Annotated in this window: 27 protein-coding genes and 2 pseudogenes; 13 read left to right on the top strand and 16 right to left on the bottom strand. The window is 73.8% G+C overall.

Features of this window, described 5'->3' with window-relative positions; genetic code table 11:
* Positions 1-70: 70 nt before the first annotated feature.
* Complete coding sequence (locus ACGFIM_RS01405; protein WP_393192772.1) at positions 71-679, top strand: TetR/AcrR family transcriptional regulator; 609 nt, start codon at positions 71-73, stop codon at positions 677-679.
* Between the two features lie 7 nt (positions 680-686).
* On the opposite strand, the gene ACGFIM_RS01410 is transcribed toward ACGFIM_RS01405, so the two are convergent.
* Positions 687-1,001 carry a hypothetical protein gene (locus ACGFIM_RS01410; protein WP_393192775.1) on the bottom strand — a complete coding sequence of 105 codons (315 nt, stop codon included), beginning with the start codon at positions 999-1,001 and terminating at the stop codon, positions 687-689.
* A gap of 154 nt (positions 1,002-1,155) precedes the next feature.
* On the bottom strand, positions 1,156-1,629 hold the full coding sequence (locus ACGFIM_RS01415; protein ID WP_393192778.1) for an Hsp20/alpha crystallin family protein: 474 nt from the start codon (positions 1,627-1,629) through the stop codon (positions 1,156-1,158).
* 443 nt (positions 1,630-2,072) lie between these two features.
* Between ACGFIM_RS01415 and ACGFIM_RS01420 the strand changes: the two genes are divergently transcribed.
* Positions 2,073-2,777, top strand: a complete 705-nt coding sequence (locus tag ACGFIM_RS01420) for a YoaK family protein (RefSeq protein ID WP_393192781.1) — start codon at positions 2,073-2,075, stop codon at positions 2,775-2,777.
* Between the two features lie 5 nt (positions 2,778-2,782).
* Here the strand turns inward: ACGFIM_RS01420 and ACGFIM_RS01425 are convergent, their stop codons facing one another.
* Positions 2,783-3,247, bottom strand: coding sequence for a MarR family winged helix-turn-helix transcriptional regulator (locus tag ACGFIM_RS01425; protein WP_393192784.1), 465 nt, complete (start codon positions 3,245-3,247; stop codon positions 2,783-2,785).
* A 37-nt stretch (positions 3,248-3,284) separates the two neighbouring features.
* Between ACGFIM_RS01425 and ACGFIM_RS01430 the strand changes: the two genes are divergently transcribed.
* On the top strand, positions 3,285-4,370 hold the full coding sequence (locus ACGFIM_RS01430; RefSeq protein ID WP_393199568.1) for a GNAT family N-acetyltransferase: 1,086 nt from the start codon (positions 3,285-3,287) through the stop codon (positions 4,368-4,370).
* A gap of 184 nt (positions 4,371-4,554) precedes the next feature.
* Here ACGFIM_RS01430 and ACGFIM_RS01435 read toward each other — a convergent pair whose 3' ends face one another.
* Together ACGFIM_RS01435 and ACGFIM_RS01440 are read right to left on the bottom strand one after the other, a co-directional pair.
* Complete coding sequence (locus ACGFIM_RS01435; RefSeq protein WP_393192787.1) at positions 4,555-5,013, bottom strand: hypothetical protein; 459 nt, start codon at positions 5,011-5,013, stop codon at positions 4,555-4,557.
* A gap of 14 nt (positions 5,014-5,027) precedes the next feature.
* On the bottom strand, positions 5,028-6,212 hold the full coding sequence (locus tag ACGFIM_RS01440) for an MFS transporter (protein WP_393192790.1): 1,185 nt from the start codon (positions 6,210-6,212) through the stop codon (positions 5,028-5,030).
* Between the two features lie 84 nt (positions 6,213-6,296).
* Here ACGFIM_RS01440 and ACGFIM_RS01445 point away from each other — a divergent pair, with 84 nt between their 5' ends.
* Together ACGFIM_RS01445 and ACGFIM_RS01450 are read left to right on the top strand one after the other, a co-directional pair.
* A complete protein-coding gene (locus ACGFIM_RS01445; RefSeq protein WP_393192793.1) occupies positions 6,297-6,641 on the top strand; it encodes an ArsR/SmtB family transcription factor in 345 nt (114 codons plus the stop codon).
* Complete coding sequence (locus tag ACGFIM_RS01450) at positions 6,638-7,222, top strand: hypothetical protein (protein ID WP_393192796.1); 585 nt, start codon at positions 6,638-6,640, stop codon at positions 7,220-7,222. The genes ACGFIM_RS01445 and ACGFIM_RS01450 overlap by 4 nt, the downstream gene beginning before the upstream one ends.
* 25 nt (positions 7,223-7,247) lie before the next feature.
* On the opposite strand, the gene ACGFIM_RS01455 is transcribed toward ACGFIM_RS01450, so the two are convergent.
* Together ACGFIM_RS01455 and ACGFIM_RS01460 are read right to left on the bottom strand one after the other, a co-directional pair.
* Positions 7,248-7,607, bottom strand: a complete 360-nt coding sequence (locus tag ACGFIM_RS01455) for a DUF6223 family protein (protein ID WP_393192799.1) — start codon at positions 7,605-7,607, stop codon at positions 7,248-7,250.
* A gap of 41 nt (positions 7,608-7,648) precedes the next feature.
* Positions 7,649-7,831, bottom strand: a complete 183-nt coding sequence (locus ACGFIM_RS01460; protein ID WP_393192802.1) for a hypothetical protein — start codon at positions 7,829-7,831, stop codon at positions 7,649-7,651.
* Positions 7,832-8,258: 427 nt separating this feature from the next.
* Between ACGFIM_RS01460 and ACGFIM_RS01465 the strand changes: the two genes are divergently transcribed.
* The 5 genes from ACGFIM_RS01465 to ACGFIM_RS01485 all read left to right on the top strand — a co-directional run bounded on the left by ACGFIM_RS01465 (position 8,259) and on the right by ACGFIM_RS01485 (position 11,261).
* The gene (locus ACGFIM_RS01465; protein WP_393192805.1) at positions 8,259-9,254 is read left to right on the top strand and encodes a sensor histidine kinase; all 996 of its coding nucleotides are present in this window, start codon (positions 8,259-8,261) and stop codon (positions 9,252-9,254) included.
* Positions 9,251-9,910 (top strand): response regulator, encoded by a 660-nt coding sequence (locus tag ACGFIM_RS01470; protein ID WP_393192808.1) that lies wholly within the window; start codon positions 9,251-9,253, stop codon positions 9,908-9,910. The genes ACGFIM_RS01465 and ACGFIM_RS01470 overlap by 4 nt, the downstream gene beginning before the upstream one ends.
* Before the next feature lie 53 nt (positions 9,911-9,963).
* On the top strand, positions 9,964-10,215 hold the full coding sequence (locus ACGFIM_RS01475) for a hypothetical protein (RefSeq protein ID WP_393192811.1): 252 nt from the start codon (positions 9,964-9,966) through the stop codon (positions 10,213-10,215).
* Between the two features lie 166 nt (positions 10,216-10,381).
* Complete coding sequence (locus ACGFIM_RS01480; RefSeq protein ID WP_393192814.1) at positions 10,382-10,852, top strand: DUF998 domain-containing protein; 471 nt, start codon at positions 10,382-10,384, stop codon at positions 10,850-10,852.
* A gap of 34 nt (positions 10,853-10,886) precedes the next feature.
* Positions 10,887-11,261 carry a hypothetical protein gene (locus ACGFIM_RS01485; RefSeq protein WP_393199571.1) on the top strand — a complete coding sequence of 125 codons (375 nt, stop codon included), beginning with the start codon at positions 10,887-10,889 and terminating at the stop codon, positions 11,259-11,261.
* A gap of 82 nt (positions 11,262-11,343) precedes the next feature.
* Here ACGFIM_RS01485 and ACGFIM_RS01490 read toward each other — a convergent pair.
* The 8 genes and pseudogenes from ACGFIM_RS01490 to ACGFIM_RS01525 all read right to left on the bottom strand — a co-directional run.
* Positions 11,344-11,505: pseudogene (locus ACGFIM_RS01490) on the bottom strand (hypothetical protein); the annotation flags it as partial.
* 116 nt (positions 11,506-11,621) lie between these two features.
* Positions 11,622-11,795 (bottom strand): annotated as a pseudogene (locus ACGFIM_RS01495) (MerR family DNA-binding transcriptional regulator); the annotation flags it as partial.
* A 34-nt stretch (positions 11,796-11,829) separates the two neighbouring features.
* Entirely contained in the window at positions 11,830-12,576 is a 747-nt protein-coding gene (locus tag ACGFIM_RS01500) for an ArsR family transcriptional regulator (protein WP_393192817.1), read from the bottom strand.
* Between the two features lie 35 nt (positions 12,577-12,611).
* On the bottom strand, positions 12,612-13,763 hold the full coding sequence (gene chrA, locus ACGFIM_RS01505) for a chromate efflux transporter (protein ID WP_393192819.1): 1,152 nt from the start codon (positions 13,761-13,763) through the stop codon (positions 12,612-12,614).
* Between the two features lie 295 nt (positions 13,764-14,058).
* Entirely contained in the window at positions 14,059-15,312 is a 1,254-nt protein-coding gene (gene nhaA, locus ACGFIM_RS01510; protein ID WP_393192822.1) for a Na+/H+ antiporter NhaA, read from the bottom strand.
* Positions 15,313-15,601: 289 nt separating this feature from the next.
* Complete coding sequence (locus tag ACGFIM_RS01515) at positions 15,602-17,017, bottom strand: oxygenase MpaB family protein (protein ID WP_393192825.1); 1,416 nt, start codon at positions 17,015-17,017, stop codon at positions 15,602-15,604.
* Positions 17,014-17,739 (bottom strand): polyprenyl diphosphate synthase, encoded by a 726-nt coding sequence (gene uppS, locus ACGFIM_RS01520; protein WP_393192828.1) that lies wholly within the window; start codon positions 17,737-17,739, stop codon positions 17,014-17,016. The genes ACGFIM_RS01515 and uppS overlap by 4 nt, the downstream gene beginning before the upstream one ends.
* Before the next feature lie 174 nt (positions 17,740-17,913).
* Positions 17,914-19,461: an FtsX-like permease family protein gene (locus ACGFIM_RS01525; RefSeq protein ID WP_393192831.1), complete on the bottom strand. Its 1,548-nt coding sequence runs from the start codon at positions 19,459-19,461 to the stop codon at positions 17,914-17,916.
* Between the two features lie 266 nt (positions 19,462-19,727).
* Here ACGFIM_RS01525 and ACGFIM_RS01530 point away from each other — a divergent pair, with 266 nt between their 5' ends.
* Positions 19,728-20,249, top strand: a complete 522-nt coding sequence (locus ACGFIM_RS01530) for a hypothetical protein (RefSeq protein ID WP_393192833.1) — start codon at positions 19,728-19,730, stop codon at positions 20,247-20,249.
* Here the strand turns inward: ACGFIM_RS01530 and ACGFIM_RS01535 are convergent.
* Entirely contained in the window at positions 20,215-20,913 is a 699-nt protein-coding gene (locus ACGFIM_RS01535) for an ABC transporter ATP-binding protein (RefSeq protein ID WP_393192836.1), read from the bottom strand. The two genes, ACGFIM_RS01530 and ACGFIM_RS01535, sit on opposite strands and share 35 nt — an antisense overlap.
* A 118-nt stretch (positions 20,914-21,031) precedes the next feature.
* On the opposite strand from ACGFIM_RS01535, the gene ACGFIM_RS01540 reads away from it, so the two are divergent.
* Complete coding sequence (locus ACGFIM_RS01540; protein WP_393192839.1) at positions 21,032-21,988, top strand: sensor histidine kinase; 957 nt, start codon at positions 21,032-21,034, stop codon at positions 21,986-21,988.
* Positions 21,985-22,650: a response regulator gene (locus ACGFIM_RS01545; RefSeq protein ID WP_393192842.1), complete on the top strand. Its 666-nt coding sequence runs from the start codon at positions 21,985-21,987 to the stop codon at positions 22,648-22,650. The genes ACGFIM_RS01540 and ACGFIM_RS01545 overlap by 4 nt, the downstream gene beginning before the upstream one ends.
* Positions 22,651-22,713 lie beyond the last annotated feature (63 nt).

The raw sequence follows: 22,713 nt of genomic DNA on the forward strand, positions 1-22,713 counted from the left end.
ATGAGCACCGCTCGGCCGCCAGCGGAAATCAGCCGTCGAGACAGAACGGTCGATCCACTACGATGGGGGCATGCGTACCGACACCGCAGGCCGGCCGTCCGAAGCGCGGGCCCGGCTCCTCGACACGGCCACCCGGCTCTTCTACGGGGAGGGCATCCACGCCGTCGGCATCGATCGCATCGTCAACGAGGCGCAGGTCACCCGCGCCACCCTCTACCGGCACTTCCCCGGCAAGGAGGAGCTGGTCCTCGCCTATCTCAGCGAGGTCGACAAGGCCATGCGCGCTCCGGCCGAGGAGGCCCGGGCGGCCGGGCTGCCGCCCGCCGAGGCCGTCCTCGCCATCAGCCGCTCCATCGCCGAGGGCATCCGGTCGCAGGGCTTCCGCGGCTGCGCCTTCCTCAACGCCGCCGCCGAATACCCCGACCCCGAGTCCCCGGTGCGCAAGGCCGTGATCGCCCACCGTCAGTGGTTCCTCGACACGATCACGGACCTGCTGGCGCGGATCCGGCGGGACGGCGCCGAGCCGGCCGCCCGCCACTACGTGATGCTGCGCGACGGCGCGATGGCGGCCGGCTGCCTGTTCGACCCGGCGCTGGTCACCGAGACGTTCCTGCACGGGGTCGAGCGGCTGCTCGAGGTCTACACCGCCACCGGCGACGCCGCGCCCGCGGGCGCCTGACACGCCCTCACGGCTCCGGCCAGTCGGTGTCGTCCTGTTCCCAGAGGGGACGCAGCGGACGGGTGTCGACCTCACCGTCCGGCCTGCCCGGCGCCGCGTTCGCCAGCTGCGTGATCCGTACGATGCGCCCGTCACGGCTCTCCGCGCCGGTGGCCTGGACGCCCGGCAGGAACGATCCGGGCGGCGTCCCGGGAACCGGCGTGGGAGACAGCAGCGCCACCACGTGCGAGCCCGGCGCCAGAGCGGGACGCGCGCGCTCTTCCGGCAGGCTCTCGCGGGCATCGGCGGCGTCGCGAGCGGCATCGATAACGGAAGCGTTCATCAGACACCTCCTCGTCAGCCCGTACGCCGAAGGTGCTGCCTGACACGTTCCATTGTAGAAAGCCCGTTCTGCGAGTGCGGCGACGAGAGCGGCGGCCGCGCCGGGGCGCGGCCGCCGCGATGGCCGCCCGCCGGAACGGGCGAGGGGCGGTGGGTCAGGTGGTCTGCACCTCGATGTGGTGCGGCCGGGCCTTCTCGGCCTTCGGCACGGTCACGGTGAGCACCCCGTCGGACAGGGTGGCGGACACCTTCTCGGCGTCCACCTCGCCCGGCAGCAGAACGCGGTGCTCGAAGGCGCCGGTGCGGCGCATGCGGTGGTGCGGGCGGCCGTTCGTCTCCTTCTCCTCGACGTGGCCGGTCACGATCAGCTCCCGGTCGTTCATCTCGACGTCGATGTCGTCCTTCTTCACGCCCGGCAGGTCGACTTCGGCGATGAAGGCATCGTCGGTCTCCGTCAGGTCGGCCAGCGGTGCCCACATGCCCTCGGACGGGGTGCCGAAGGTCGACTGGATCAGCTGATCGATCCGGTCGTAGAGATCGTCGATCTGGGCGAACGGGTCCCATCGCGTGCTCAGCGCGCCGGCGGGACGGGTCACGGCCGATGGCCGGCGACGAGCGGGAAGCGTCATGACGCCTCACCTTCCTTCGCGAGAACGGATGCGTTCCTCATGCGCCCCTATCCACTCGCCGCTGCTGGATGCGGCGCGCGGGTAAAAGCCGTTTCTCGTTTGCGTCAGGCGGATCTCTTCGGTGGGAGTACGGGTGCACCGGGAACCGAGGCGCGAGGGAGCCGCCGATGTACCCCGACCCGACCATGGCCCGCATCGGCGAGGGCGTGGAGCCGCACCACCGGCGCGGGCGGCGGGAGACGGCCCGCGAGCACCTGCGGCGGGCCGGGGAGCGGATCGGTGCGCTCGCCGGCGACGGTTCGACGACGGCTACGGCCGTCTCATCGGGCGCGGTCCCGAACGGCTCGCCGGGCAGCCGGCGGAGGTTCCGTCCAAGGATGAGTAACCGCCCATTTGGGTACAAGTAATCGGGCATCGGGGGTGAAACGTCTGGGAGGGCGACCGTGAAGAGGCCGGCGCACTGGTTCTCCGATGCGCTGTTCCCGGAGGGCACGAACAAGCACGGCCCCCTGCCGGCGCTGCTCGTCATGCTGTCGGTCTCCTCCGGCCTCGTCGACGCCGTCACCTACCTCGGCATGAACCGCGTCTTCGTCGCCAACGTCACCGGGAACGTGGTCTTCGCCGGCTTCGCGATCGCCGGCGATCCCATGCACGAGTTCTGGGCGCACCTGCTGGCCCTCGTCTCCTTCGCCGCCGGGGCCTGGAGCGAGGGGCGCGTCGCCAGGAAGATCGAAGAGCCGCGCCGCCGGCTGTTCCATCTCACGGCCACGCATGCGGTCCTGGTGGCGGCGGCGCTGGCCGTGGTCCTGGTGGCCGGTGAGCAGGACACGTTCCCGCAGACGGCGCTCATCGTGCTGCTCGGCTTCGGCATGGGCATGCAGAACGCCGTCGCGCTGCGGATGGCGGTGCCCGACCTGGTCACCATCACGGTCGTCACGAGCGTCGTCACCCGGCTGGTCTCGCAGAAGCAGCAGCACGCCTGGCGGCGGCGGGCGTGCGCGGTCATCGCCCTGTTCGCGGGCGCGCTCATCGGCACCGCCCTCTATCTGCTCGTGGGCATGGCCGCGCCGCTGGCGGTGAACTTCGTGCTGCTCGCGCTCATCGCGTACACGGCCCGCGACCTCATGCCGCGCCCGGCCCGGCAGTAAGGGCTTCAGGCGGGGTCTTCGATCTTGCGGGCGATGGCCTCCAGTGCGGCCAGGTCCTCGCGGGAGAGCCGGTCGATCACGTGGCGGCGCACCGACTCCAGGTGGGCGGGGGCGGCGTCCTCGAGCGTGCGCAGGCCGTGCTCGGTGAGCACGAGAAAGCAGCCGCGGCCGTCGTCGGGATCGGGCTCGCGGCGTACCAGGCCGCGCTCCTCCATGCGGGTGGCGTGCCGTGAGAGGCGGCTGCGCGACCAGCCCATCTTGGCGGCCTGCTCGCGCAGCGTCGCGGAGTGGCCCGGCCGTTCCGACAGTGTGCTGAGCACCTCGTAGTCGGGGTCGGACAGGCCGATCGCGGCCAGGTCCGCCGCGGTGCGTGACTGGATCGCGATCATCATGCGGCGCAGGGCGCGCCAGGCGCGCTCCTCGTCGGTGTCGAGCCAGCGCACCGTCTCGCCGGACCGTTTCGTTGACATGTAAACAAGATAGCAGCTAGCGTTCGTTTACGTGTCAATGACTTCTCTGCGGATTCTCGTGATCACGTGCAGCACCCGTCCCGGCGCACTCGGCCCGGTCGTGACCCGGTGGCTGACCGGCGCCCTCGCCGAACGGGCGGCGCAGCTCGGCGCCGAGCTCGTACCCGTCGCCCTGAGCGACCTTGACCTGCCGTTCCTCGACGAAGAGGAGCCGCCCGCCGGCGGCCGCTACCGCAACGAGCACACCCGGCGGTGGAGCGCCATGGTGGACGCCGCCGACGGCTTCATCGCGGTCACCCCCGAGTACAACTACGGCATGCCGGCCGCGTTCAAGAACGCCCTCGACTACCTGAGCAGGGAGTGGGCGTGGAAGCCGATGGGCTTCGTCAGCTACGGCAACACCTCGGCCGGCACCCGGTCGGTCCAGCACGCCAAGCAGGTCGTCACCACGCTGCGGCTGGTGCCGCTGGGCGCGACGGTCGCCCTGCGCATCGGGGACGCCGTCGAGGGCGGGAGCCTGCGCCCGGACCCCGCCCGCGATCGGGCCGCCGCCGGGATGCTGGACGAGCTGGTCCGCCTGGCCCACGCCCTGCGGCCGATGCGCGAGCGCCTGCGCCCCGATGCCGTGCCCGCGCCGCTGCCCGGCGCGTACGTCAGGCCGCTGACCCCGGACGACGCCCCGGACGTCCTGGTGTTGCAGCGCTGCTGCTGGGTGGATGAGGCGCTGGCCAACGACACCCTGGACATCACGGCCCTGGGGGAGTCGCTGGCGGACGTACGCGCCTGGCTGGCGGCCTGGCAGGCGCTCGGCCTGTGGCGGGACGGCCGGCTGCTCGGCATGGTGCGGACGCGCCGCGTCGGCGACGACTGGCACGTGGGCCGCCTCGCCGTCGTCCCCGACCTGCGCGGCCAGGGCGCAGGACGCCACCTCCTGCACGAGGCCGAGTCCGCCGCCGAGCCGGGCTGCCGCCGCATCGTGCTGTCCACCGGCGCGCGCAGCGCCCGCAACCTCCGCCTCTACCAGGCCCAGGGCTACCGGGTGGAGTCGTCGGACGGCCTTTCGACGGTCCTGGCCAAGCCCGTTTCCGCGTATGCCGGTGACGAGCCGGCGATGGCGAGCTGACCTGCCGCGACACCGATGTTCGAGGCTGCCGGCCCGGAGGGCCGCAGAACATACCGAAAACATACCGGTCATCCGTAACGTTCCTTGCGTTCATCGCCACAACCGACGAATCACGGCAGAGGGGGCTACGAATGACGTGTTTCAGCCTGCGTGGAGAAGGCCAGAAGAGGTACCGGCGCCTCGATCAGCAGGACCTCGTGCTGCTTCCGCTGAGCCGGGCGGCGTGCCCGGGAAGGTGATCGCGCACCCGGAGCCGTACCAGGTCGCCCCAGGTCAGGTCCTGGTCCGGCGCCGGCTCGCCGCCCCGCGTGATCAGGCGCAGGCGCACGGCAACGGTGGCGGCGGCTTCCGGCAGTTCGCCGATCGCGGCCACGAGGTCGGCTCCGTGGCGGCGGACGAGGTCGATGCGCTCGGCGTGCGTGGTGGAGGCGATGAGCGCGGCGATCGCGTCCGCGTCCATGGCGGGGCGGTTGTCGATCGTGACGGGCAGGTTCGCGTCCAGCCGGCGGGCGGCGGTGGCGAGCATGCGGTCGCTCAGCGCTATGTGGCTCAGCGTCCAGTCGGCCTCGGGTGTCGGCTCGCCGATCGCCCGCGCGGCGGCGATCAGGTCGGTGTAGGCGGCTTCCAGTGCTGTGGTGTCCATGGCGTTCCTTCGAGTCAGGCGGGGATCGGGCGGCGGCGCCGCACGCGGGCCAGGGCGGCCGGCAGCACCAGGCAGAGCAGGGCGACGGCGGCGGCGAACCACTGCACGGCCGCGAGCAGGCCGGTGACCGTGGCGAGCAGGCCGACGCCGATCACCGGCAGCCCGACGCCGAGGTAGACGACCACGTAGAAACCGGACAGCACCTCGGCGTGCCGGTCGCGCGGCGCGGCCTGGCTGACGGCGGTGAGGCCGCCGAGGAACACCAGGCCCTGACCGGCGCCGCCGGCCACGGTGGCGGCGAGCAGCAGCGGCAGCGACGAGACGGCCCCGGCCAGCGCCAGCAGGGCGAGCCCGGCGGCCAGGAGCGGAAGTCCGGCCCGCGCCAGGCGCCGGGCCGGCCTGCCGTATCCGGCGAGCTGGGCGAGCGCGGAGCACAGCAGCATCAGCGCGACGGCCGCGCCGCTCAGGAACAGGTTGCCGCTGCCCGACAGCGTCGCCACGTACGCGGGGACGAGCGTGAGGAAGAGGGCGACCACGGCGAAGGCGAGGAAGGTCGCCGTCCCGCTGGCCGCGAACACCGGCCGCACCTCGGCCGGCACCTCGGGGCGGCGCGGCCGCCACCGGGTGGTCTGTGTCGTCTCCGGCAGTGCCGCGATCACGGCCGCCGCCGGGATCAGCAGCGCGATCTCCAGCACGTACGGCAGGACATGGGGGTACGGCGCGTACTCGGCGAGCAGCCCCGCGAGCACGGGCCCGAGCCCGAGCCCGGCGGCGGCCGCCACGGTGGACACCAGCGCGGCCCTGCGGCGGTCGCCGGTGGGTTCGAGCTCGGAGAGCAGGGCGGTCAGCGCTCCCGAGGCCGCGCCGATCGCGACGCCCTGCAGGACGCGGGCGGCGAACAGCCACGCGGTGCTCTCCGCCAGCGCGAACACCAGCGACCCCAGCGCCGCCACGGCCGTCGCCGGCAGCAGCACCGTGCGGCGGCCCACGGCGTCCGCCAGCGGCCCGGCCACCAGCAGGGACGGGATCAGCACGGCGGCGTACACGGCGAAGATCAGCGTCACCACCAGCGGCGAGAAGCCGAACCGCTCCTCGTAGCCGCGATACAGCGGCGTGGGCAGGTTCGTGCCGGTCAGCAGGACCAGCATCGCGTACGCGGTGCCCCAGAACTTCCAGCGGGCACGGCGATCCACGGACATGGGTCCTCCAGAGACAGTTATGTTCGGGTTCGCCGAACATAACACATGTTCGTGAATCCTGAACATGGATGGTAGGCTGGAGGCATGGCCAGCAGGACCGCCACCGCACTCGTCCACCCCGACCGCGCCGACCTGGAGTTCACCGCCGTGCTCGCCGCCCTGAGCGACCCGGTGCGGCTGGCCATCGTCGCCCGGCTCGCCGACGTGTGGCCCGACGGGGAGCTGGCGTGCACGACGTTCGCGCTGCCGGTCAGCAAGTCCACCCAGAGCGGCCACTTCAAGGTGCTGCGCGAGGCCGGCGTGATCCGGCAGCGGGACGAGGGCACCCGCAGGCTCAACAGCCTGCGCCGCGACGACCTCGACGCCCGCTTCCCCGGCCTGCTCGACATCGCCGTCCCGCAGGGCCGCGCCATCCTCGCGAGCTGGTGACCGGGTACGTCCGCGCCGGCTACCGGGTCGCCACCCGCGCGGAGCGTCAGGACTGGTGGGACGCCGGGCTCACCGTGCCCCGGCTGGTGTCGCTGAGCGACTGCATGGTGGAGCTGGTCGCTTCGGACGCCGAGGGCTGGGACCTCTGGTTCGACGGCCTTGAGGAGGCCGAGCGCGCCAGGCGGCGGGCGGGACCCGGATGGCACGTGCTCGGCGTCGGGTTCGCCGCCGCCGACCTGCCCGAGCTGCTGGCCGACATGGCCGACGACGCGATGGCGGCGGGAGACGCCCTCCCGGAACGGCTGGAGCGGCGCGAGCCGTTCCCCGGCCCCGGCGAGCGGCGGCTGGGGTTCGAGCCGGTCGGTTACGGGGACGGGATCTGGCACTCGTGGGCCTGCATCGGCGGCCTCGTCACCGACGTCGCCCGAGCCACCGGCATCCGGCCCGGCTCCGGCGGGCTCATCGACGACGAGCAGCAGGCGCACAGGGCCGCGCAGTGGCTCACCGCCTCGGGGCTCGGGGAGCCCAAGGCGTGCTTCTGGACGGCCGCGCTTGTCACCGAGCCGAGTACGGCGGGTTGAGCTCAGCGGACGCGCCGGCGCGAGTTCAGGAGGCGCGGCGGCGGGACCGGGCCAGCGCGAGACCGCCGAGAAGCATGGCGATCGGGCCGAGGACCAGGTCCGCGAAGCCGCCGACGATGCCGTACCCGGTGCCGGGCCCGCCCTCGGCGGCGGCCACGACCAGCCCGCCGATGACCGCGGCGCCCAGCCCCGCCGCCAGGGCGGCGATGGCGCCCCTCCCCGTGGAACGGACGAGGGCCAGGCCCCCGATGACGATGCCGGCAACGCCCAGCACCCCGCCCGCCACCGACCAGAGGCGACCGGTGGTCAGGTCGTACGCACCGACAGGCTGGGCCAGAACCAGAACCTGCGCGGCGGCTGCGCTCAGCGCGTTCGGGATGAACATGGTGATCCTTTCGGTCGATCGGGTTCGTTGTGGTCAGCCGCTCAGCTCGACGCGGCGGCCCGGTTCCGAGCCAGGCCGCCGAGGAACGCGCCGGCCGGCGCCACCAGGGCGGCCACGCTCGCCCGGACGCGCGCGGGAGTGCCGATGAAGGTGTCGATCCTCTGGCCCGCGCAATCAGCGGGCGACGTACAGACCGGCGATGCGGGTGCGAGCAGGAGGGACATCGGGCGTCCTTTCGGTCGGGTGGCGGGTGCCCGCGCGCGTTCTGCGGGCTTCACGTGATCGAGCGTCGCGCCGATGAGGGGGCCGCCGCCTCGGGCAGCGGACGGCGATCTCTACGCGGTCGCGCGTAGACGTCCTCCCGCTCGCTACGCCCGCCGACGTAGGCGGGCACGAACTCCGGACGGAGGCGGCGCCGGCGGCCGGAACCTTAGGATCGCGGCATGGAACTCCGCGTGCCGTGGCCGCGCCTGCCGGTGGCGGTGCAGGACGCGTTGATCGCGACCTTCATCACCGTCATGCAGGTCCAGGGTACGATCGTGCGCAACGCCGGCGAGGTCGTGCCGCGCCCGCTCGACGGTCTCGCGTACGCCCTGCTCGTCGTGAGCGGCCTGGCCGTCGCCGTACGCCGCCGGACGCCGCCGGTGGCCGGTGCCGGTGCTCGCCGTGGCCGCGCTCGCCAGTGCGGCGTACTATCTCCTCGGCTACCCCGACGGGCCCGGCTGGCTCGGGCTCTTCATCGCCCTCTACACCGTCGCCGCCTACGGCGACGGACGCCGCTCACTGCTGATCGCCGGTGGCGGCATCGCGGTGCTCTCCGCCTGCTGGCTGGTCGCCGCGGCCGGCATCGAGCCGCGCGCGGCGATCGGCTGGGTGTACTTCAGGATCGGCGCGTCGGTCATGAGCGTCGCGCTCGGCGAGTCCGTACGCACCAGGCAGGTCATCGCCGCCGATGCCCAGCGCCGCGCCGAGCTGGCCGAACGCACTCGCGAGGAGGAGGCCAGGGCGCGCGTCGACGCCGAACGGCTGCGGATCGCCCGCGAGGTCCACGACACCGTCGCCCACGCCATAGCGATCATCAACGTCCAGTCCGGGGTGACCGCGCACGTCCTCGACAAGCGGCCCGACGTGGCACGCGAGGCGCTGCGCACCATCGAACGGACCAGCTCCCGCGCGCTGCACGAGATGCGGGCCATCCTCGGCGTGCTGCGCGGCGACGACGAGGAGGGACGGACGCCGTACCCGGGCCTCGACCGGATCGGCGAGCTGGCGGCCAAGGCCCGTGACGCCGGGCTCGACATCACGATCGAGGAGGACCCGCCCGCCGCGCCGCTGCCCAGCGCCGTGGGCGGGGCGGCGTACCGGATCGTCCAGGAGTCGATCACGAACGTGGTCCGCCACGTCGGCCCCACCCGGGTGACGGTGGCGCTGCGTCCCGGACCCGACGTGTTGGAGATCCGCGTGACCGACGAGGGCCGCCGCGAGGCTCCCGCCCAGGAGACGTGCTCCGAGCCCGGTCGCGGGATCGTCGGCATGCGCGAGCGCTGCCTGCTGCTCGGCGGGGAGTTCGAGGCCGGTCCGCGGCCGGGCGGCGGGTTCGAGGTCAGAGCACGGCTGCCGCTCGCGCCGGCGGGAGCGCGCCTGTGACCATCAAGGTGCTGATCGCCGACGACGAGCGGCTCGTGCGGTCCGGGTTCAAGGTGCTGCTCGACCTCGAGGACGACATCACGGTGGTGGGCGAGGCCACCGACGGCGCCGAGGCCGTCGAACGCGCCCGCGCCACCCGGCCCGACGTCGTGCTCATGGACATCCGCATGCCCAGAGTGGACGGCATCCAGGCCACCGCCGCGATCGCCGGGACACGCGGGCTGGAGGAGGTCCGCGTGCTCATCCTCACCACGTACGACACCGACGAGTACGTCTTCGACGCCCTCCAGGCGGGGGCCGGTGGCTTCCTGCTCAAAGACGCGGGACCGGCCGAGCTGCTGCACGCCATCCGGGTGATCGCCGCCGGGGAGGCGCTGCTCGCGCCGCGCATCACGCGCCGCCTCATCGGCCACTTCGCCGCGAGCCGTGCCGGCGCCAGGGTCGCCGAGGACCGGCTGGCCGTGCTGACCGACCGCGAGCGCGAGGTGCTGGCCCTGGTGGGGGAGGGGCTGAGCAACCAGGAGATCGGCGCCCGGCTGTTCATGAGCCCGGCCACCGCGCGTACGCACGTCAGCCGGGCGATGACCAAGCTGGGCGCCCGCGACCGCGCGCAACTCGTCGTGATCGCCTACCGGACCGGCCTGGTCCGCCCGTAGGCGACCGTCAAGGATCCTTGACGGGCGGGCGAGTGTCAAGGATTCTTGACGCTGTGAGCGATCTGGAGCACGCGCTTCGAACGTTGCGCGACACCTTGGACGAACTGATCCGCGACGATCCCATGGCGGCCATGCGGGCCGCGGCGCAGGCCGAAGCCCTCGCCCGGGACGCCGCACAACGCGCCGTCACAGCGGCCTGCCTCACGGCGCAGGCATCCTGGACGGACGTCGGCGCCGCCTTCGGCGTCAGCCGGCAGGCCGCCCACCAGCGTTTCGCCCGCCACGTCCGGGCGGCCCGCCGATGACCCGGCCTCGCGCTTCGGCGGCCTGCCACGCTCCGCCGGCCTGCCGTGCCGTGCCCGCCGCTCGCCGTGGTGGCCTGCGGGCGGCCCGATCCCGCGCCTCGGCGGCCCCTCGAGTCCGGGCGGTCTGCGGCGCTCAGCCGGCCTGTCACGATCGGACGGCTCGGCGATGAGCCGGTTCAGGGCACTGGCGCTGCTGAGCGCCGCCGGCACCCTCGCCTTCGTCGTCGCAGTTCCGGCGCTCCACGTGCTGCAGGCGGAGCTGGATCCGGTCAGCGTGACCGTCAGCGAGTACGTGCTCGGCCCCGGCGGGTGGCTGTTCACCGCGGGGTGCGCGGCCTGGGGGCTGGGCTCGCTCGCGCTGGCCGCGCTCCTGGCCGGAACCGGCCGCTCACGTGGCGGTGCCGCGCTGGGAACCGGCCGATCGAATGCCGGCATCGGGTCGCCCGCGGGCACCGGCCGGTCGGGTGCCGGTGGCGGGTTGCCGGCGGGTGTCGGCGGGTCGGGTGCCGGTGGCGGGTCGTCGGCGGGTGCCGGTGGCGGGTCGCGAGCCGGTGCCGGGCGGCTGCTGCTGCCGACGTACATCGCCTGGTCGCTGCTCATGACCGGGCACGCGACGCGAGACGGGGCGCGTACGTAGCGACGCCCCGGCCCAGCGCGACGCCGGAGCCCGCCTGCTCGCCGCGGTCACCACCCAGTTCGCCGATATCCACGCCCGCCATCTCCTTCACGGCGACTACTGCACCGGCAACACCCTGGCCGGCGACGGCGAGATGGTGGCGGTGCTGGACCGGGAGGAGGCGTTCGTCGGCGTCCCCGAGCTGGAGTCGGCCGCCTCCGCCCCTGACCAGTGCGCGCCGGGTGTCCTCAAGGGTGTGGGTGGTCAGGCGTGGCGTCTCGGGGGTGGGCGGGGGTGCGAGACTGCGGGGCCTCCTTGTGGCGTGGGGCGGTCAGCCGTCCTGAGGACGCGGGGAGGTGAGGCGGCGGACGGCTTCCAGGAGGGCGGCGCGGAGCTCCTGGAGCCGCCCGTCGGTGCGATCGCCGGTTGACGTCACACGGTCTCGTCCGGGAGCCGTGCACCTCGAGCTGCGGCTCGCAGCCGCCGAGGGCGGCGAGGGCGTCCAGCGTGACGAGCTCCCGGTCGCGCAGCGACAGTCCGGGCCGGTCGTATATCTCGCCGAAGGTCCAGGCCACGACCTGGTGGCCGAGTTCGGGGCTGACGCCTGTGAGCGCGTCGACGACGCGGCGCCCGCCGTCGACGCGCTCGCAGGCGACGCGGGAGAGGATCTCCATGCCGCGGTCGAAGCGCTCCTGGCGGGTCTCGGCCTTCGGCTCCGGCGTGGGGCGCAGTGCTGCATCCCGCTGATGGGCATGCCGGTCTCGCGCGCCCGGATCAGGAAGTCCAGCCGGCCGAGGCCGGAGGCCGCGTAGCTGCGGTGTCCCGGGGGAGTGCGCGCGACCCGTTCGATCAGCCCGGCCCGCTCGTAGTAGCGCAGCGTGTCGGCGGAGAGGCCGGTACGCGCGGCGACCTGGGTGATCGTGAGGGCCGGCGGATCCTGCCGGAGTGTGTGTCCGTCGCTCATGGGACGAGCGCTAGGAGTTGGAGCGCACTCCGAGTCAAACGGCGGCGACGGTGTGCAGCAGGAACCGGATGCGGGTGGTGAGTTCGTCGGCCGTACGGACGAACGCCGCGTACTCGCCCTCGGCGGCCGGGTCGGGCAGGCTCCAGTGCGTCACCTCCGGCGCCCCCGGGAACTCGGGGCACACCTCGCGCACCCGGTCGCACAGGGTGATCACCCGGTCGAAGCGCCGATCGGCGAGCTCGTCGAGGTGCTTGGGGCGGTGGCCGGTCATGTCGAGCCCGCGTTCGTGCATGACGCGGACGGCGTCGGGGTGCAGCGGCTTGGGCGCGCTGCCCGCGCTGGCGACCTCCACCCGGGGGCCGCCGAGGTGGCGCAGGATCGCCTCGGCCATCTGCGACCTGGAGCTGTTGCCGGTGCACAGGAACAGCACGCGGACGGGCGGTGGCGCGGCCGGGCCGTCCGGCGGCGGGGGCGGAGCCGCGGGGATCAGGCGCAGGCCGGGGTGCAGCGCCGCCCCGGCCCGTACGAGGAGGTCGCGGCAGGCGGCGAGGTCGAGGCTGTAGTACGTGTCGCGCTTGTCGGCCGAGCTGCGCCGCATGGTCACCAGCCCGCCCGCGCGGAGCTGCCCGAGATGGTACGACGTGAGGCTCTGCGTCTGCCCGACCAGCGCCGTCAGCTCGCGGACCTGCCGGTCGCCGCGCGCCAGCTCGCTCAGCAGCCGCCAGCGCACCGGGTGGCCGGTCAGACGCAGGAAGTCCGGCGGCGGGGGAGTGTCAGTCATCGCTCCTCCAACGTACATCAAACTGATTCGATGGATCAGAGGAACGCGTGCGCCAGGCCGATCGCGGCGCCGCCCGCGATGAGCCAGGCGTTGTTCAGCCGGGTACGCCACAGCAGCGCCAGGCTGACCAGGGCGATGGCCACGGTCGGCAGGTCGATGAGGGCGGTGCGGGCGAGCTCGTAGGACACCCCGGCCATGAGCGCCAGCGCGGCGGCGTTGACGCCGTCGAGCAGCGCGGAGGTCCACCGCGACGCCCGCAGCCTGCTCGTGAGCCTGGTGAGCAGGCCGACGAAGACGAACGACGGCAGGAAGATCGCCACCGTCGCCAGGAACGCGCCGGCCGGCCCGGCGACGAGGTAGCCCACGAACGTGGCCGTGGTGAACACCGGCCCCGGCGTCACCTGCCCGACCGAGACGGCGTCGGTGAGCTGCTGTGAGGTGATCCAGTCGAGCCGCTCGACGAAGTCGCCCTGCAGGAAGGCCAGCAGGACGTAGCCGCTGCCGTACAGCACCGAACCGATCTTCAGCATGGTGAGGAAGAGCTGCGCGAGCTGGCCGCCGGTCGGGTCGGGGAACGTGGGCGCGCCGCCGCCGAGCGCGAGCACGGGCGCGGCGAGCAGGCCCTGCAGGCCCTCACGCGAGCGCGGCAGGTGCGCGGCGGCGGCCAGCAGCGCGCCGGCCGCGAGGATCAGCAGCTCGTTGACGCCCAGCAGGTACGCCGCCAGCGCCGCGACCGCCACCGCCCCCAGCCACCATGACTTGATCACGGTCTTCAGCAGGCCGAACAGGGCGTGGGCGATGATGGCGATCACCGCGGGCACGACGCCGTACAGGACGCCCTCGACCGCCGGGGTGCCGCCGTAGGTGACGTACGCCCAGGCCAGCACGGTGACGATGAGCGCGGCGGGCAGGATGAAGCACGCCCCCGCCAGGATCAGGCCGCGCTTGCCCGCCCGGTCGTGGCCCAGGTGGACGGCCAGCTCGGTGGAGTTGGGGCCGGGGATCAGGTTGGTGGCGCCCATCAGGTCGGCGAAGCGCTCGTCGGACACCCAGCCGCGGCGGCGTACGAGCTCGTCGCGCATCATCGCGGTGTGCGCGGCCGGGCCGCCGAACGCGATCGTGCCCAGCTTGAGAAAGAGCAGCGCCACCTCCCTGGCCCGCCCCTTGCCGCCGGAGTGCTCGTCCAACCCGCGCCGCCCTTCCACTCGCGATCGGCTTGTCCAGTACATCAAAGCAGATTGATGCACCGTCAGATCACGGCGGGCCCCTGCGGGCGCCGCCCACCGCGGGAAGGACATCGTCAGGAGGCCCTGTCATGGCCGAATCCGAGCGGTAAGCTCCGGCGCGCGCCACCCCGGAAGGCACCCCGCCGGTCCGCAACCGCATCCACCTCGTCTGCGTTCATCTCGACGCCGAGATCAACGGCTGCGCGACGGCGGCATGTCGTTCCGCAGCGAGGTCGTCTCGGGCCCGGGCTCCGGCTCAGGGGGAGGCGGCGGCGTGAACGCGGGCCCGCAGACGCAGGATCACCATGGCCGCGATCGCCGCCGCCACCGACCCGGTCAGCACCGCGACCTTCACCTGCTCCGCCTCGGCCCCGCCGAAGGCCAGCTCCCCGATCAGCAGCGACACGGTGAAGCCGATCCCCGACAGGACGGCGAGCCCCGTCATGTCGATCCAGCCGAGCCCGTCGTCCAAGGCGGCCCGGGTGAAGCGGGACACCAGCCACGTCGCGCCCAGGATGCCGAGCGGCTTGCCCACCAGGAGCCCGGCCAGCACGCCGAGGGCGATCGGCTCGGTCAGCGTGTCGGCGAACCCGGAGAGGCCGCCGATCGGCACGCCGGCGGAGAAGAACGCGAAGAGCGGCACGGCGACGCCCGCCGAGAGCGGCCGGAAACGGTGCTCGAAGTGCTCGGCGAGCCCGGTCGCCCCGCCCCCGTCACGCGCGGGGACGGGCACGGTCAGCGCCAGCAGCACTCCCGCCACGGTGGCGTGCACCCCCGAGGCGTGCACCAGTGCCCACATGGCGAAGGCCGGCGGCAGCAGCAGCCACCACGCCGCCACCCCGCGCCGTACCAGCAGCGCGAAGAGCGCCAGCGGCACCAGGGCGGCGAGCAGCGGCAGGACGGCGAGGTGCGAGGTGTAGAAGAGGGCGATGACGACGATGGCGATCAGGTCGTCCACGACGGCCAGCGTCAGCAGGAACGTCCGCAGCGCGACCGGTAGCGCACGCCCGATCACCGCCAGCACGGCGAGCGCGAACGCGATGTCGGTGGCGGTCGGGATCGCCCACCCCTGCGCGCCGCCGGCGCCGCCGGCGATGGCCAGGTAGACCAGGGCGGGCAGCAGCACGCCGCCGAAGGCGGCGGCAACCGGGACCACAGCCCGCCGCACGTCGCGCAGGTCGCCCGCGACGAACTCGCGTTTCAGCTCCAGCCCCGCCACGAAGAAGAAGATCGCCAGCAGGCCGTCGGCGGCCCAGGTGGCCAGGTCGAGCCGCAGGTGCAGCGCGGCGGGGCCCACCTCGGGGCCCACCTCGAACGCGCGCAGCTCCTCGTACGCCTGCGCCCACGGCGAGTTGGCCAGGCCGAGCGCCATGAGGGCGGCGGCCAGCAGCAGCGCGCCGCCGATGGTCTCCTTGCGCAGGATGGCCGCGATGCGGCGGGCCTCCGGCCAGGTGTCGGGGTCGAACAGTTTGCGGGCAGGGCGGGATGACGTGGTCGGGGTGCCGGGCATGGAACTCCGCTCGTGGCAGGGGACAGGTCGGACGATCGCCGACCAGGCTTCCCGGCACACCACCCAAGAACCTACCAAAGCGTGCAAAACGTAAACATCAGGCCGGTTCCCGGGCGAGCACGCCCGCCGGTGAACCGGTCGCCGCCCCGGCCACCGCGCGCGAGCGAGCCTCAGCCGCCTCCGGCCCGCGCCGATCCACCCGGGCCGCGGCACCGGCCGTGGTCACCGGCCGCCTGGTGCGGGGATCGCCCGGATCCGCCCGCGCCGGGCCTGTCTCCACCCTCCCTGATCAGCCCGAGGCGAGCAGCGACGTGTAGGCGACCGAGTGCTGCTGGCCGGACATGAAGGAGACGAACCGCCCGACGAACGCGCCGCGCGAGCAGCCGCCGCCCTCGAGGTCGCGGTGGAAGGCCGTGCGGAACAGCGCGCGGTATTCGGCGGCGTCGATCGTGCCGTCGCCGTCGGCGTCGGTGACGTCGAACAGCACGTCGGCGACCCTGATGAGGCCGGTCCCTGGCAGGCGGGCCGCCGCGGCGGCGTACTCGTCGCGGGTGATCCGGCCGTCGCCGTCGCGGTCGAGTGCCGCCTGCAGCTCGCTCCACCAGGCCGCGTACGCCTGGAACAGCCGCTCCTCGTCCTGCTCGCCGAGATCGAGCCGGGTGGCGATCTCGCGCGCCATGGCGGCGAGGTCGGGCCAGCGCAGGACGCCGTCGCCGGTCTGGTCGAGCACCTCGGCGAAGAACCGGTCGGCCGACCTGGTCGCCGGGGAGCCGTCGCCGTCGCCCGCGGGGGCGAGCAGCCGGACGAGCGCGGCGGCCTTGCCCGCCTGCCGCCGGATCGTCTCCCACGGGCCGCCGTCAGAGGAGGGATCGAGCAGCCCCAGGACAGCGTCCAGCCGGGTCCAGCCCTGCGGCAGGTGCCGGGTGGCGAGCGCGGCCCCGAGGTAGGCGCTCTGCATGAGCGTGCGGGCGCCGGGCAGGTCGGGCAGCGCGACGCGGCGGCTGAACGCCTCCGGTAGCGAGGCGATGGCGATCGCGGTGACCAGCGGGCTCGCCATGGCCCGGCCCGCCGCCCAGACCGCCGGATGGCCGCGCAGCACCGGAGGGGCGGGCACGCCGGTGAACAGGCGGTAGAGGATGACGCCGACCGCCTCGTTGTTCTCCAGCACGCGCTCGACCACGTGATCGTAGTAGGGCCAGAACTCCCGCAACGTGGCGGGCAGGTGCTCGGCGGTGCCGTCGATCACCGCGAGGAACGTGCGGTGCTCGTCGTAGAGCCGCCGCATCGCCTCGGCGTCGAGCGCGTCGCCGCTCAGCCGGCACATCGTCACCGTCGAGTCGAACAGGGTGGCCACCACCCAGGCGCGCGCGTCGCGGTCGGAGCCGTCGTAGGGGCGGCCCCGGGCGTCGGTGCCGGAGATGCGGGCGTGCAGGCGGTTGATCCTGGCCGCCTCGCGGTCGCGTACGCGCGGGTCGGGGTCGAGCAGCCGCCGCGCGCTCACCGCGGTGTTGCGCAGCCGCCGCCACGGATGGGTGAGGAACGTGGAGTTCTCCATCAGCGCGGCGCCGATCCGGGGGTGGGCGGCCTCCAGCAGGGCGGCCCTGAGCACCGCGAGGCCCCAGCGCGCCTCATGGGTCAGGGGACGCAGCAGGGAGTCGGGTCCGAAGGGGTCGGCGTCCTGCCGCGTGCCGGACGTGTGGCTCATGGAAGGCTCTTTCCTGTCATGGTGGCGGGCCGGACGTCGCCGAAGCGGCGCCGGCGCCGCATGTAGACGTCGAGGCATGCGGAGAAGTGGGCGGCGCGGAAGTCGGGCCAGAGCACCTGGGGGAAGACCCATTCGGCGTAGGCCACCTGCCAGAGCATGAAGTTGGAGATGCGCTGCTCGCCGGAGGTGCGGATGACGAGATCGACGTCGGGGGTGTCGGGGTAGGGCAGGTGGGCGGCGAAGCTGGCCTCGGTGACCTCGTCGGCGGGCGTCGCCGACCTGATCAGCGAACGGGCGGCCTGGACGATGTCGCGGCGGCCGCCGTGGTCGAAGGCGACGGTCAGCGTCATGCGCCGGTTGTCGCGGGTGAGCGTCATCAGGTCGGCGATGTCGGCCACCAGCGGGGCCGGGATGCGCGGGTCGGTCATGCCGAGGAACCGGCAGCGGATGCCGCGCGCGTGCAGCGCGGGCGCGTGCTTGCGGATGGCACGGCGGACGAGCCGCATCAGCGTGTCGATCTCACCGGCGGGCCGCCGCCAGTTCTCCGTGGAGAACGCGTACAGGCTGAGCCAGCCGACGCCGGCGGCGCGCGCCGCCTCGATGACGTCCATCACGGCCGCCTCGGCGGCCTCGTGACCTGCGGTGCGCGGCAGCGAACGCTGCTCGGCCCAGCGGCCGTTCCCGTCCATCACGCACGCCACGTGTCGCGGCACAGCGACCATTGACCACCCCTTGAGCCGAATGTGACCTCGCCACTACTGTAAGTGTTCATCGGTGGTCCGGCATCCCCCTCGGCTTCCGGCCGGGCGACGGTCTGGCCGGGGGAGCCGGCGCGAACGGCGTGAACAGCAGCGGGCTCGCAGCGTCTCCGCCGGCGGCACCGCCGACGGTCCTGATCACTCGGTGCGCAGCGGGCCGGCGATGGTGAGCCGGGCCGCGCGCCGGGCGGGCAGGAACGCGCCCAGCACCGCGATCGCCACGCCCGCCACCACCAGCGCGGCCAGGGAAGCACCCCGCCACACGTCGAGCAGCATCGCGGGCGCGCCCAGCCCGGCCGCATCCAGCATGGCCCGCACGACGACCCGATGCGCGGCCACGCCGATCGGCAGCCCGGCCAGCCCGCCGGCGACGCCCAGGAGCGCCATGGACGTCACCGTCATCAGCGTCACCTGGCGCGGCGTCATCCCGATCGACTTCAGCATGGCGAGGTCGCGGCGGCGCTCGCGGGTGGTGAGCACGACGGTGTTGAAGACGCCCAGCGTCGCCACCGTGCCCAGGAGCACGGTGAACAGGGCCGCCGCGCCGATGACGGCCACGCTGTTCTGGTCGGCCCGCGACTTGGTCCGCGGGTACAGTCCGGGCTCGGCCGCCTTGACGGCGGCGTTGAACCGCTCGACGTCGGCGCCGGGGGCGAGGCCCACCTCGTACTGGGTGGCGCGGCCCGCGGGGTCGAGCGCGGTCAGCGTGGGCCAGCTCGCGATGATCAGGTCGTCGGCGGCGTCCATGACCTCGCCGACGATCGTGGCCTGGGTGCGGGCGCCGCCGAGCGCGAGCGTGAGCCGGTCGCCGACGCGCAGCCCGAAACGTCGCATGAACGCCGAGGGCGCGGCGACCTCGTTCGGTCCGGCGATGTAGCGGCCTGACACCACCACGTCGCCCCGGGTCGCGGCGTCGCCGCGCAGGAACTGGGCCATGCTGCGGCTGGTCAGGCCGGGGAGCCGGACGTCGATCCAGGCGTCGGCGGTGACGTGCCGGACGCCGGGCTGGGCGCGCAGCAGCGCCTCGATGGCGGCATCGCCGAGCGCCGGCCGGACCTGGCCGGGGCGCCCGACGTGGACGATCGAGTGGACGTGGCCGGCGCGTTGCGCGGTGTCGCCGTACGCGGTCATCGTCTGGACCAGGCCGGTGGCGAGCGTCACGGCCGCCACGCCGAGCACGATCGCGGCCAGCGTCATCGCCGAACGCCCGGGACGGGCGAACGGCAGGCCCAGGCCCAGGCTCACCGATCGGGGCAGCGGGCTGCCCGACAGCAGCCGCTGGACGGCCTGCCCGCGTCCCGGCCTGGGCGCGCTGCCCGCGCGGATGGTCTCGGCGGCCGGCAGCCGGTGGGCGCGCGAGGCGGGCACGAGCGCGGCCAGCACGACCACGGCCGGCACGCCCAGCAGCGCGGCCGCGCACACCGGCCGGCCGATGCCGAGCCCGATGGCCGCCCCGAGCCCGGCGAACACGAGATCGAGCAGCCTCTGCGCGACCAGCGCGCCCAGCACCGTGCCCGCGAGGCACCCCGCGAACCCCGGCAGCAGCACCATCACCAGGAAGACGGCCATGACCTGGCCGGGGGTGAACCCCAGCGACTTGAGCACGCCGATCTGCCGCTGCCCTGCGACGACCGCGCCGCTGATGACGTTGGCCACGATCAGCACCGCCACCAGCAGCCCGAGCACGCCGAACCCCGGCCAGGAAGGGCAGGTACGCCTCGGCCGCCCGTGCGACGTCCCGCTTGACGGTCAGATACGACTGCATGCCGAGCACGCCGGACGGCGGCAGCCCCGCGGTGACGTTCGCCGTGGCCGCGCGCACCTCCTCCGCCGTCTCCGCCGCGGCGAACCGGTAGAGCATCTGGGCCGAGGCCGGCTTCATCGCCTCGATCTGCGCGGGAGCGACCCACGCCTCGGCCGTCCTGGTGACGCTGGAGGCCAGGCCGACGACGGTGAAGCGCAGCCCCTCCGCGGTCTGGACGGCGGCGCCGACGAGGTCGCCGAAGACCGGATCGACCGGCCGGTTCACCACGATCTCGCCGGGCCGCTCGGCCCACCGGCCCGCCCACAGCGCCACCCGGTCCACCGGGCCGCCCGGCCCAGGACGCCCGACCACCGTGAGCGGTCCAGGCGGCAGGCTCTGCGGGGTGCCGGCGACCGTCACCACGCTCTGCCCGTACGGCCCCGCCGCCGCCTCGACCCCCGGCCTGCGCGCCGTCTCCGCGAGCAGTGCGTCGGAGACCTTGGCCCGGTCGAAGGCGGCCACGACGTGCGGCCCGCGCTGCGCGGCGAACGTCCGGTCGAACGGCCCCGACGACGCCTCCAGCAGGCCGAGCGCCACCACGATCGCCACCGTGGAGCACAGCACCACGACCGCCAGGATCGCGCTCTGCACCCTGCGCCGCCGCACCGCCGCGAACGCGACGGCCCAGAACGCGCTCACCGGGACGACGCCAGCGCCCGCTCGGCGGTGACCCTGCCGTCGGCCAGCTCGACCACCCGGCTCGCGCACCGCTCCGCCAGCCGCTCGTCATGGGTGACCAGGAGCAGGGTCTGGCCGATCTGGTGCAGGTCGAGCAGCAGGTCCGTGACCTGCTCGCCGGAGAGGCTGTCCAGCGCGCCGGTCGGCTCGTCGGCCAGCAGCACCGCCGGGCGGTTCATCAGCGCCCGTGCCACGGCCACCCGCTGGCGCTCGCCGCCGCTCAGCACCGCCGGATACATCCGGGCACGGCCCGCGATGCCCAGCTCGTCCAGCAGATCGAGCGCGCGCCGCCGCGCCTGGGCCGCCGTCGTGCCGGTGAGCTGGGCGGCCAGCGCCACGTTGTCCAGCGCGGACAGGTCGTCGATCAGGTTGAAGAACTGGAAGATCATGCCGACGCGGCGGCGCCGGAACAGCGCCAGGCCGGTCTCGTCCATGCCGCCCAGGTCCTCGCCGTGCACCACCACCCGGCCCGAGGTGGGCCGGTCGAGCCCCGCGATGAGGTTGAGCAGTGTCGACTTGCCGCAGCCGGACGGCCCCATCACCGCGACCGCCTCACCGGCGCGGACCTCCAGCGAGACGCCGTGCAGCGCCACCGTCTCGCCGTAGTGCTTGCCTACCTCGTCGAGTCGTACGACGACCTCGCGTCCGGCTGTCATGCCAGGGAGGCTACAGACGGCGCGGCCCGGCGGGCATCGGCCTGCGGATGTACTCCGGCCCCGAAGTCATCCTCTGGAGGTAGTGCGGGGCCGCGCCGCGGTGCGCCAAGGTAAAGGGGTGGGTGCGGAGTGGCCGGACGGCGTGGCCGTCATCGTCGTGGTGCTGCTGGGAGTCACGCTGGCGCTCGGCGCCGCACTCGTACGGGCGCACCGCCGCTACCGCGCGGTCATCGAGGAGCGCGGCCGCATGCTGGAACGGGAGTCCGCCAGGGCGGCGCGGGCGGCGGTGGACGCCGAACGGGCCAGAATCGCCAGGGAGCTGCACGACATCGTCAGCCACAACGTCAGCCTCATGGTCGTCCAGGCGAGCGCGGCACGCGAGGTGATGACCGCCCGGCCCGAGGAGTGCGCCGAAGCGCTCAAAGAGGTCGAGAACGCCGGCCGCTCGGCGATGTCGGAGCTGCGCCACCTGCTGGGACTGCTCGCGCCCGCACCCGACGGCACCGACGGGCCCGCCGAGGGCGACCTCGCGCCGTCGCCCGATCTCAGCGGCCTCGACCGGCTGATCGACCGGTTCGCGTTCGCCGGGCTGAGCGTGGACAGCCGCGTCCTGGGCGAGCCGCGCCCGCTGCCGCCCGGCATCGGCGCGACCGTCTACCGGATCGTTCAGGAGGCGCTGACCAACGTGCTCAAACACGCCGAGCCCGGCGCGAAGGCCGAGGTGACGATCCGGTACGCCGGCAACCACGTGCGGGTGGAGGTGCTCAACACCGGCCCCAGCGTGCTCACCTCCGACCACGTCCCGGTGCCGAGCACGCGGCGGGACGACGGGGCCCCTGTTCCGAGGGAGCGGCGTGACGACGGAGCCGGGCGCGGGCTGCTCGGGCTACGCGAAAGGGTCGCCGTCTATGGCGGGCACCTGGATGCGCGGCGGCGTCTGGGCGGCGGCTACCGCGTCCGCGCCCGCATCCCCCTCCCACCGCCCGACCCGTCCGGCCCGACCGGCACCACCGCCGGCCCGTCCGAGCCGTCCCCGTCCGACCCCGGCCCCCGGCTCCGGCAGGGCGGGCGATGAGCGCCGAGCCCTCGCCGCGCGTCCTCATCGTCGACGACCAGCGGCTCATCAGGACCGGCTTCCGGCTGATCCTCACCACCCGGGGCATCGACGTGGTGGGCGAGGCCGCCGACGGCCTGGAGGCGGTGACGGCCGCGCGGGAGCTGCGCCCCGACGTCGTCCTCATGGACATCCGCATGCCGAACCTCGACGGCCTCGAGGCGGCCAGGCGGGTGCTCGCCCAGGACCCCGGCTGCCGCGTGCTCATGCTCACCACGTTCGACCTCGACCGGTACGTCTACGCCGCGCTGGCCCTCGGCGCGAGCGGCTTCCTGCTCAAAGACGTCACCGCCGAGCATCTCGCCAACGCCGTACGGCTGGTCACCACCGGCGACGCCCTGCTCGCCCCGTCGATCACCCGCCGCCTCGTCGAACGGTACGCGGGCCCGCCCGCCACCCGCGTGCCCGGCGACCTGAGCGCGCTGACGGCACGCGAGATCGAGGTGCTGACGCTGGTCGGCCGCGGGCTGTCCAACGCCGAGCTGGCCGAGGCGCTGACGCTGAGCGAGGCGACGGTGAAGACGCACGTCGCCCGCATCTTCACCAAGCTCGGCCTGCGCGACCGGGCCCAGGCGGTCGTGGTCGCGTACGAGACCGGCCTGGTCACCCCCGGATCCGGCTAGCGGCGCCGTGACACGCTCATGACATCACGCTGACGTCCCGCGGACATCGCCACGCCACAGTGG

The sequence above is a fragment of the Nonomuraea sp. NPDC049309 genome (assembly GCF_043196965.1).
Lineage (GTDB): Bacteria > Actinomycetota > Actinomycetes > Streptosporangiales > Streptosporangiaceae > Nonomuraea > Nonomuraea fastidiosa.